The organism is Xanthomonas sp. 60 (genome assembly GCF_011761925.1).
Genome location: NZ_JAASQW010000006.1, coordinates 258,064 through 267,853 on the forward strand (window position 1 = coordinate 258,064; position 9,790 = coordinate 267,853).

At 67.0% G+C, this 9,790-nt stretch carries 9 protein-coding genes; 5 read left to right on the forward strand and 4 right to left on the reverse strand.

What is annotated here, in order from left to right; genetic code table 11:
- Positions 1–49: 49 nt before the first annotated feature.
- Entirely contained in the window at positions 50–1,006 is a 957-nt protein-coding gene (locus FHY09_RS13650; protein WP_166927432.1) for a TerC family protein, read from the reverse strand.
- Positions 1,007–1,289: 283 nt separating this feature from the next.
- On the opposite strand from FHY09_RS13650, the gene FHY09_RS13655 reads away from it, so the two are divergent.
- Positions 1,290–2,456 carry a class I SAM-dependent rRNA methyltransferase gene (locus FHY09_RS13655; RefSeq protein WP_166927433.1) on the forward strand — a complete coding sequence of 389 codons (1,167 nt, stop codon included), beginning with the start codon at positions 1,290–1,292 and terminating at the stop codon, positions 2,454–2,456.
- Between the two features lie 92 nt (positions 2,457–2,548).
- Here the strand turns inward: FHY09_RS13655 and FHY09_RS13660 are convergent, their stop codons facing one another.
- The 3 genes from FHY09_RS13660 to FHY09_RS13670 form a co-directional block, all read right to left on the reverse strand.
- Entirely contained in the window at positions 2,549–3,997 is a 1,449-nt protein-coding gene (locus tag FHY09_RS13660) for an amino acid permease (protein ID WP_166927434.1), read from the reverse strand.
- Positions 3,998–4,166: 169 nt separating this feature from the next.
- Entirely contained in the window at positions 4,167–4,799 is a 633-nt protein-coding gene (gene leuE, locus FHY09_RS13665) for a leucine efflux protein LeuE (protein WP_166927435.1), read from the reverse strand.
- A 93-nt stretch (positions 4,800–4,892) separates the two neighbouring features.
- Entirely contained in the window at positions 4,893–5,828 is a 936-nt protein-coding gene (locus FHY09_RS13670; RefSeq protein ID WP_166927436.1) for a LysR family transcriptional regulator, read from the reverse strand.
- A 96-nt stretch (positions 5,829–5,924) separates the two neighbouring features.
- On the opposite strand from FHY09_RS13670, the gene FHY09_RS13675 reads away from it, so the two are divergent.
- The 4 genes from FHY09_RS13675 to FHY09_RS13690 all read left to right on the forward strand — a co-directional run bounded on the left by FHY09_RS13675 (position 5,925) and on the right by FHY09_RS13690 (position 9,618).
- Positions 5,925–6,932, forward strand: coding sequence for a zinc-binding alcohol dehydrogenase family protein (locus FHY09_RS13675; RefSeq protein WP_166927437.1), 1,008 nt, complete (start codon positions 5,925–5,927; stop codon positions 6,930–6,932).
- 81 nt (positions 6,933–7,013) lie between these two features.
- Positions 7,014–8,576, forward strand: a complete 1,563-nt coding sequence (gene rmuC / locus FHY09_RS13680) for a DNA recombination protein RmuC (RefSeq protein WP_166927438.1) — start codon at positions 7,014–7,016, stop codon at positions 8,574–8,576.
- Between the two features lie 52 nt (positions 8,577–8,628).
- On the forward strand, positions 8,629–9,000 hold the full coding sequence (locus FHY09_RS13685) for a hypothetical protein (RefSeq protein ID WP_166927439.1): 372 nt from the start codon (positions 8,629–8,631) through the stop codon (positions 8,998–9,000).
- A 72-nt stretch (positions 9,001–9,072) separates the two neighbouring features.
- A complete protein-coding gene (locus FHY09_RS13690; protein WP_166927440.1) occupies positions 9,073–9,618 on the forward strand; it encodes a glutathione peroxidase in 546 nt (181 codons plus the stop codon).
- Positions 9,619–9,790: the final 172 nt, after the last annotated feature.

Consider the following 9,790-nt stretch of genomic DNA (forward strand, 5'->3'; position numbering starts at 1 on the left):
CCGCCGGCGGGACAATCCGCGCCGGCGGTGGCGAGCAACGCCGTGAAGGTCAGACCTTGTCGTGCTTCGGTGGGATCTTCACGCTCAGCACCACGGTCACGGCGATGATCAGTGCGACCACGCCCAGCGAGATCGGGGTCGGGATCTTGAACAGATCGATGATCATCATCTTGATGCCGATGAAGGCCAGCACCAGCGCCAGGCCGTAGGGCAGCAGGTGGAAGCGGTCGGCCATGCCGGCCAGCAGGAAGAACATCGCACGCAGGCCCAGCACCGCGAACACGTTCGAGGTCAGCACGATGAACGGGTCGGTGGTGATGGCGAAGATGGCCGGGATGCTGTCCACGGCGAAGATCACGTCAGTGACGGCGATCAGGATCAGCACGGCGAACAGCGGGGTGTACCAGCGCTTGCCGTCGCGCATCACGCTCATGGCATTGCCCGCGTAATCCGGCAGCAGCCGCAGGTGCCTGCGCATCCACTTCAGCGCCGGATTGGTTTCCAGGTCAGGTTCCTGGCCTGCGGAGAACCACATCTTCCAGCCGGTGAACAGCAGGAACGCGCCGAACACATACAGCAGCCAGTGGAACTTGGTGATCAGCACGCTGCCGGCGAAGATCATGATCGTGCGCAGGACGATCGCCCCGAGGATGCCGATGATCAGCACCTTCTGGCGCTGTTCTTCGGGCACGGCGAAGTAGCCCATGATCATCAGGAACACGAAGATGTTGTCGACGGCCAGCGCCTTCTCGACCAGATAGCCGGTCAGGAACTCCAGGCCCACCTTGTTGGCCACCACCTGGCCGGCGGTCTCGTTGAGGTAGTACCAGAGGCCACCGTTGAAGGCCAGGGCGAGCAGCACCCAGCCGATGGACCACCACAGGGCTTCCTTGAAGGTGACCTTGTGCGGCCCCCCGTGGCGCATCAATACCAGGTCGACCAGCAGCGCGATGATCACCACCGCGCCGAAGCCAAGCCATAACCACAAATTGCCGATCGTCTGCATGGGTTGTCTATCCGTTGGAGAATGGAAAAAGCCTCAAGCCGCACGGCGAGGATCTGCAACGGAGGATCGGAAGGGGATCCAGGGACAGAGCTTCGCCGGTACGGCGAAGGTCTCGCTCACAGCTCCGGTGACCTGGAACTGCCGTTGCACCGGAGCCTGCGGGCTCGAATTGACGGCGACAACGTTGGGAGCTACTCCCCTTCTGGGGCCGATTCTGCGGCCTGGCGGGGCTGTCGTCAAATGCCCGCCCAAAGCACGCGGGCACCTGTCCTACAATAGGCCGATGAATACCCCACTGCCCGTAGTCCGTCTCAAGAACGCCTGGCGCTCAAGCCATCCGTGGATCTTCCAGAAACTGGTCGAGAAACCGACCGTCCGGCCCAAGCCCGGCAGCCTCGTCGATGTGATCGGGGTGGAGGGCGAGTTCATCGGGCGGGGGTTCTACAACGGCCATTCGCGCATCGCCGTGCGCATCCTGGAAACCGACCAGCGTGTGCCGGTCGATGCCGGCTGGTTCTCGCGCAAGATCGCCCAGGCCGTGGAGCTGCGCCGCGAGGTGCTGAAACTGGACACCGTCAGCAATGCCTGGCGCGTGGTGCACAGCGAGGGCGATGGCCTGTCCGGCCTGGTCGTTGACCGTTACGACGACCTGGTGGTGGTGGAGTTCTTCGCCGCCGGCATGTTCCGCCACCGCGAATGGATCTACGACGCCCTGCGTGAGCAGTTCCCCGGCTGCCGCTTCCACAGCTTTGCCGACGAGCATGTGCAGAAGCAGGAAAGCTTCGATTTCCACAGCAACACCACCACCGAAGCGGCGGTGATCACCGAGTACGGCATCCGCTTCCGCGCCGACCCGGCCGGCGCCCACAAGACCGGCTTCTTCGCCGACCAGCGTGAGAACCGGCAATGGCTGAGCCAGCAGGTGGAAGGCCGCACCGTGCTGGATCTGTGCTGCAACACCGGCGGGTTCGCGGTGTACGCCGCCGCGCGCGGTGCCAGCGAAGTGCTGGGCATCGATATCGATGAGGATGTCATCGGCATCGCCAAGAGCAATGCGCGCCTGAACAATGCGCGGCCGAAATTCGTGCAGTCCGACATCTTCCCGTGGCTGCGCGATGCCGCCAATCGCGGCGAGCAGTACGACGTGGTGATCCTGGACCCGGCGAAGATGACGCGCGACCGCGACCAGGTCATCAGTGCGTTGAAGAAGTATCTGGACATGAACAAGCTGGCGCTGGGCGTGGTCAAGCCCGGTGGCCTGTTTGCCACCTTCTCCTGCACCGGCCTGGTGGCCGAGGACCAGTTCCTGGACATGCTGCGCCGGGCGGCGTTCTATTCCGGCCGCACCATCCAGATCCTCAAGGTCTCCGGTGCCGGCGCGGATCACCCGTTCATGGCCCACGTGCAGGAATCGCGCTATCTGAAGGCGGTGTTCTGCCGCGTGTTCTGAGCCTGGCGGCCAGCGCGGCCAGCGGCGGATGCCGCACAGAAAAGGGGGCCGGCGCATGCCGACCCCCTTTTCGTTTCCGGACCCCGCTGGAATCAGCGCGCGCGCTGTGAGCGGTCCTTGCCGATCAGTGCATTGCCGCGGCTGTACAGGAAGTACACCACCAGGCCGATCACGTTCCAGATCAGGAAATACAGCTGCGTGCTGCTGGGCAGGCTGAAGAACAGATACACACAGCCCAAGGCGGCGGCCGGCCCGACGATCCACGCCAGCGGCGTGCGGAAGGTCCGCTTCTGGTCGGGTGCGCGGCGGCGCATCACCACCAGGCACACACCCACCGCCGTGAACGCTGCCAGCGTGCCGGCGTTGGCCAGGGCCGCGATCTCGTCCAGTCGCGCCACGCCGGCCAGCGCGGAGACCAGCAGCGCGCTGAACAGGGTGGTGGCGATCGGCGTGCCGGTGCGCTTGCTCACGTTGGACAGGCCCCGTGGGAGCATGCCGTCGCGGCCCATGACGAAGAACACGCGGCTCTGGCCGAACATGAAGGCCAGCAGCACCGTGGGCAACGCGATGATCGCTACCACACCGATGATCAGGGCCGCCGTGGGATGCCCCAGCTGGCGCATGATCAGCGCCAGCGGTTCGGCGCTGCTGCCGAACACCGCGTAGCTCATCGCGCCGATCGCGGCCAGCGCCACCAGCATGTACACGATGGTGCAGCCGATCATCGAACCGATGATGCCGATCGACAGATCGCGCCCCGGGTTGCGGGTTTCCTCGGCGGCGGTGGCGATGGCATCGAAGCCATAGAAGGCGAAGAAGATGATGGCCGCTGCCGCCATTACACCGCGCTCCACGCCGTCCGGTCCGAGCGACTTGGCGAAGCCGTGCGGCATGAAGGGGTGCAGGTGGCTGCTGTCGAAGGCGGGCAGGGCCACCGCCACGAACACGGCCAGCGCCACGATCTTCAGCACCACCAGCACTGCGTTGAGCGTGGCGCTTTCCTTGGTGCCCAGCATCAGGCCGCCCGCCACCACCCAGGTGATCAGCACGGCCGGCAGGTTGAACACGCCGCCCTCGACGTGCGGGCCGGCGGACAACGCGGCCGGCAGCCGGATATCGATCCCGAGCTGGGTATGCACCCACTCCAGGAAACCGACGAAATAGCCTGACCATCCAACGGCGACAGTACTGACGACCAGGGAGTACTCAAGGATGAGGCTCCAGCCGACCACCCATGCGAAGATCTCGCCCAGCGCGGTGTAGCTGTAGGTGTAGGCACTGCCGGAGGCCGGCATCATCGTCGCCAGTTCGGCGTAGGACAGGGCCGCGCAGGCGCAGACGGCGCCGGCGATCGCAAAGGAGATCAGCACCGCCGGCCCGGCCAGATTGGCGCCCACGCCGATCAGGGTGTAGATGCCGGTGCCGACGATGGCGCCGATGCCCAGGGCGATCAGGTGGGGCCAACTCAGCGTCCGCCGCAGCTGCCTGCCGGCTTCGTGGACGGTGACGGATTCCAGGGACTTACGCCGGAGCAAGGACATTCGGACCTCGTGGTGACTGGGAACGACAAGTGCCCGAGTGTGAACGAATGCTGTGCGAAATGCCTACCGACGGGCGCTCATTGATCGAAAGATTGTGGTGCCGCCCGACACCATGTGCCGGAATCGGCATAAACGACCGCGCGGGTTACGGGCGGTGGCGTCGTCGCTTTCACTCTCCCAGTCCCAGCCGCACCCCGAATCCGACCAGGAACAGGCCGGCTACCCGCCGCAGCACATCCCCTACGCGCGGGTGCTGGATCAACCGGCGCCGCGCCAGGTTGCCCACGCCGATCAGAAGCGAGCAGTACGCAACGCTGACCATGAAAATGATGCCTGCCAGCGCGGCGAACGTGGCCACGCCCTGGTGCTGGCGCGGGTCGATGAACAGCGGCAGGAAGGCCATGTAGAACAGGATCGCTTTCGGATTGAGCAGGCTGACGAGGATGGCCTGGCGGAAATAGCGGCCCGGCGAAAGGCGCACGGTACCGGCCGGGCCCGGGCCGTCGCTGCGGGGCGTGCGCAGCAGGCTCACGCCTACCCACAACAGGTACACCGCACCCAGGTACTGCACGGCATGGAAGACGGTCGGGTTGGCCTTCAGCAGGGCAGCCACGCCAGCCAGCGCCAGCCACATCAGGATCTGGTCACCCACCAGCAGTCCCGCCAGCGCGGTGTAGCCGCCGCGTACGCCGCCGCGGCCGGTGGCGGTGAGCAGAGTGAAGGTGCCCGGCCCCGGCAGCGCCAGGAACACCAGCACGGCGGCCAGGAAGGTCCACAGGTCCTGGATGCCCATCCACGGCATGGCGGTCGACTCGTTGCTTGCAGGGGGGCGTAGTGTAAGCGTCTGCAGGGGCCTGCCTGCCACCGGCCGCAGGCCGCTGCGGCGGACATGCGCTCAGGATGCCAGGACGGGCGTCGGCAGGTCCCCGGGCAGGCCGGCCAGCATCGGCTGCAGGTGCTGCTGCAGGAAGGCATGCAGCTGCCGAACCGCGGGCGAGAACTGTTTGCGATGCGGGCAGACCAGGTTCAGCGGCAGGCTTTCGCCGCAGCCGCCCAGCAGCACCCGCAGCCGCCCGGCCCGCACGTCAGTGGCCACGTCCAGCCAGGATTTGTAGGCGATGCCTTCCCCTGCCACCGCCCAGCGCCTCACCACGTCGGCATCGTCGCACTGCAGGGCGCCGCGCACCCCCACCACGCTGCGCCGCCCTTCGTGCTCGAAGCTCCAGCGGTCATGGGTGCGTCCCCCCAGCTGGTAGAGCAGGCAGGCATGGTCTTTCAGCGCCTCCAGCCGGTCCGGCGCGCCGCTTGCGTGCAGATAATCCGGTGCGGCTACCAGCACGCGGCGATTGCCCGGCAGCAGTGGCAGGGCCACATAGCTGGCGTTGTCGAAACGGCCCAGGCGGAAGGCGATGTCCACCGGATCGCGGAAGACATCGGTGACCTGGTCGGACAGTTGAAGGTGCAGGTGCAGGCCAGGGTGCGCACGACGGAACGCACCCAGCCACGGCAGCAGCACATTACGGCCCAGGTCCGAAGGCGCCGCGATCTGCAGCGTGCCGTGCAGGGCCGCGTCCTCGCCCTGGACCCGCGCCTGGCCCTCGCGCAGGGTGGCCAGCACCTGCTGCGCGTACGGCAGGTACAGCGCGCCTTCGGCGGTCAGGCGCAGGCTGCGGGTGGTGCGCACGAACAGGCGCAGGTCAAGCTTGCGTTCCAGCCGGGCCACGGCGGCGGCCGCCTGGCCGGGCAGGAGGCCGGTCTCGCGTGCCGCCCTGGAAAAGCTTCCCAGGGCGGCGGTGCGCACGAACAGCTGCAGATCATCGAAGCGGATCATTTTCACTGCAGGCGGGAAAGTGATGTCTGATTGTGCCTCTTTTCGACGCAGCCTGCGGGGTCCAAGCTGATGCCCCGTCCAACGAAGGAACCTGCCATGCGTGCAGTCGCTTATACCCGCAACGGCCTGCCGATCGACGATCCGCAGGCGCTGGTGGACCTCGAACTCGACCTTCCCTCGCCGGGCCCACGTGACCTGCGCGTGGCGGTGCGGGCGGTGGCGGTCAATCCCGTCGATGCCAAGGTCCGCAAAACCGCGGCCACGCAAACCCCCCGTGTACTCGGCTTCGACGCCGTGGGAACCGTGGATGCGGTCGGCAGCGAGGTCACCCTGTTCCAGCCCGGCGACGACGTCTACTACGCCGGCGCGATCGACCGCCCCGGCAGCAACGCGCAGTACCAGCTGGTGGACGAACGCATCGTCGGGCGAAAGCCGGCGAGCCTGGACGATGCGTCCGCCGCCGCGCTGCCATTGACGGCCATCACCGCGTGGGAGCTGCTGTTCGACCGCTTGCGGATCGCCGAAGGCGGCGGTGAGGGGCAGACGCTGCTGGTCATCGGCGCCGCCGGTGGCGTCGGTTCGATCCTGGTGCAGCTGGCCCGGCAGCTGACCCGGCTGACGGTGGTGGGTACCGCCTCCCGGCCGGAAACCCGTGAATGGGTGCTGGGGCTGGGCGCACACCACGTCATCGACCACAGCCAGCCGCTGGGCGAAGGCCTGGCAGGGCTCGGCATCCGGGCGGTGGAGCATGTGGCCAGCCTTACCCACACCGATCAGCACTACGCGCAGATCATCGAGGTGCTGGCGCCGCAGGGACAGCTCGGGCTGATCGATGATCCCGGCCAGCTTGATGTCATGGCACTCAAGCGCAAGAGTGCATCGCTGCACTGGGAGTTCATGTTCGCGCGCCCGCTGCACCAGACGCCCGACATGCAGCAGCAGCACGTCCTGCTGCAGCGCGTGGCAGCGCTGGTGGATGCAGGCGTGCTGCGCACAACGCTGGGTGAGCACTACGGCCGCATTGACGCCGCCAACCTGCGGCGCGCGCATGCCCACGTGGAGAGCAACCGCGCCAAGGGCAAGATCGTGCTTGAAGGCTGGTGAACAGGACCCGGCGATGCGGTCCGCGACGCGGATCACGTCGCCGGCGCAGCGGGTGAGACAGGGCACGCCTAAACTAGCAGCATGGAAAACCAGACTGCTCTGTTGTTGGCCGTGCTCCTGCTGGCCGTGATCATCATCCTGCTGGGGGTGCTGCTGCGCCGCGGGCGCGGCGGTACCTCGCTGGCCGAGCTGGAGCTGCTGCGCCAGGCGCTGTCCGAGGAGCGAGACCGCAGCACCGTGGCCCAGGTGGAGGCCGGTCAGCTGCGCGGTCGCCTGCAGGCGCTGCAGGAAGACATCGATGGCGAGCGCCGGCGTGGGCAGGAATGGCAGCACGCGCTGACGGCCGCGCAGGTGCGCATCGAGCGTGACACCGCCCTGGGCAGCGAGCGCGAAACGCGCCTGGCCGAACGCGAACAGGCCCTGCAGCAGCTGCAGGCCGAACGGCGCGCGCTGCAGGAGGCGCTGCAGGAACAGCGCGAACGCTACCAGGCGCTGCATGGTGAACATACCCGGGTGCAGGCCAACCTGCAGCACTCGCAGCAGGCCAGCGAGGAACTGCGCGCCTATCTGGATACCGCCAAGGAAAAACTCAGTGGCGCCTTTGCCGAGCTGGCGGGCAAGGTCTTCGAGGAGCGCGGCCAGCAGTTCGAGAAGAACGTGCGCCAGGCCACCGGGCAGTCGCGGCTGGACATCGAGAACGTGCTCAAGCCCTTCGCCGAACGCCTCCAGGAATTCCGCGGCCGCGTGGACGTGCTGTACGCGGAGGAAGCCCGGGAGCGGGCCAGCCTGCTCGGCGCCGTGGGCGAGCTGAAGACGCTCAACCAGGACATGGCCTCGCAGGCGGCGGCACTGACCAATGCCCTCAAGGGCAACGCCAAAGTGCGCGGTGACTGGGGCGAGCTGATGCTCGAGAGCGTGCTGCGCGGCTCCGGGCTGGAGGAAGGCGTGCATTACAAGCGCCAGCAGCATGTGGTGGACGATGCCGGCGAGCGTCTGCGTCCGGACGTGGTGGTGAACTTCCCGGACCAGCGCAGCATCGTGGTCGACAGCAAGGTCAACCTGGTGGCGTGGCAGGAAGCGATGAACGCCGCGACGCCGGAAGGCAGCAGCGAGGCGCTGCTGCGGCACGCCACCGCGCTGCGCGCCCAAGTGCGTGACCTGGGGGCACGCAACTATCCCAAGGCGATGGGCGAGGAGCAGACCCTGGATGTGACCATTGCCTTCGTACCAATCGAAGGCGCCCTGTCCGCCGCGCTGTCCACCGATCCCGCGCTGCAGACCTATGCGTTCGACAACAAGGTGGTGTTCGCCTCGCCCAACACGCTGATGGCCCTGCTGCGCGTGGCCGAGCGCCTGTGGACGCGCGACAAGGTACAGCGCCAGGCGCTGAAGATCAGCGATGCCGGCGGACTGGTGCTGGATGCGCTGGTGGCCTTCCTGGCCGATTTCAACACCATCGGGCGCAAGCTCGACGATGCGACCTCCGCCTTCACCAATGCCCGCAACCGCCTGCAGGATTCACCCCAGTCGGCGATCAACCGCGCACGTCGCCTGGCCGAGCTGGGCAGCAAGGCGAAGAAGGCGCTGCCGCCGGAACTGCAGCCTGATCCGCTGCAGACGCTGGCCGGGCCTGACGAAGAATAGACAGCCCGCATGGGTATGCTTGGGGGCCTTTCCTGCACCTGTGGATATCCTGATGCGCTTTTCCCTGTTGGCCGGCTTCGTGCTGGCCGGTTCGCTGCTTGGCTGCAGCATGGACACCCCACGGGGCGATGCGACCGCGGCGGGCGCTTCGGCCATCCCCACCGACGCGGCGTCCTGTACGGCCAAGGGCGGCGAACTCCGACCGCTCGGACGCCTCCAGCGCGTCCAGTGCGTGGTCCCGTATGCCGATGCAGGCAAGACCTGCAGTACGCGACAGGACTGCACGGGCCACTGCCTGGCCATAGGTGAAGTGGTTGCGGGTGCCCCGGCCGCAGGGACCTGCCAGCGCGACATCAGTGAAAACTTCGGCTGCCGCCAGCGTGTCGATGGCGGCGTGGCCCAGGGCATCCTCTGCGTTGACTGAGCCTGCACCTGTCCTGCGCGGTGCATGATGCCAGCGCTGTCTTCTCCAGATTCCTACTTTCCCGGAGTTCGTATGAGCCTTTCCCTGCAGCAGATTCCCGTCCAGACCATCGAGCGCAAGCCCGGCTCGCTTGCCGATTACCGTGGCAAGGTGCTGCTGGTGGTCAATGTCGCCTCCAAATGCGGGCTGACCCCGCAGTACGAAGGGCTGCAGAAGCTCTATGCGGAGAAGCAGGCCCAAGGCCTGGAAATCCTCGGCTTTCCTGCCAACAACTTCCTGGGCCAGGAGCCTGGCGACGAGGCGGAGATCCAGTCCTTCTGCCAGTTGACCTACGACGTCAGCTTCCCGATGTTCGCCAAGATCAGCGTGGCGGGCGAGGATGTGCATCCGCTGTACCAGCAGCTCACTGCCGCCCAGCCGGAGGCCATCGGCGAAGGCCCGATGCGCGAGCGCCTGGTTTCGAAGGCTATTCCGGTGCAGCCGGCGCCGGGCATTCTGTGGAACTTCGAGAAGTTCCTGATCAACCGCGAGGGTGAGGTGGTTGCGCGCTTCGCACCGGATGTGGGGGCGGACGATCCGCGTCTGCGTGAGGCGGTCGAGGCGGCGCTCGCGGCCTGAGCGGCGAACGGCTGGTCCCCTCCGTGGTGGACGCGGTGTGATGGCCTAGTCGGGCTGGGCCGGGTGGTGGGGTTGGATGGGGGACGGCAAGAGCCGCTCCTGCGGGCCTCGCTTCGCGCCATCCATGGCGCTCAACGCCCCCACCCAACCCCACCGCCCGGCCCTGTGACAG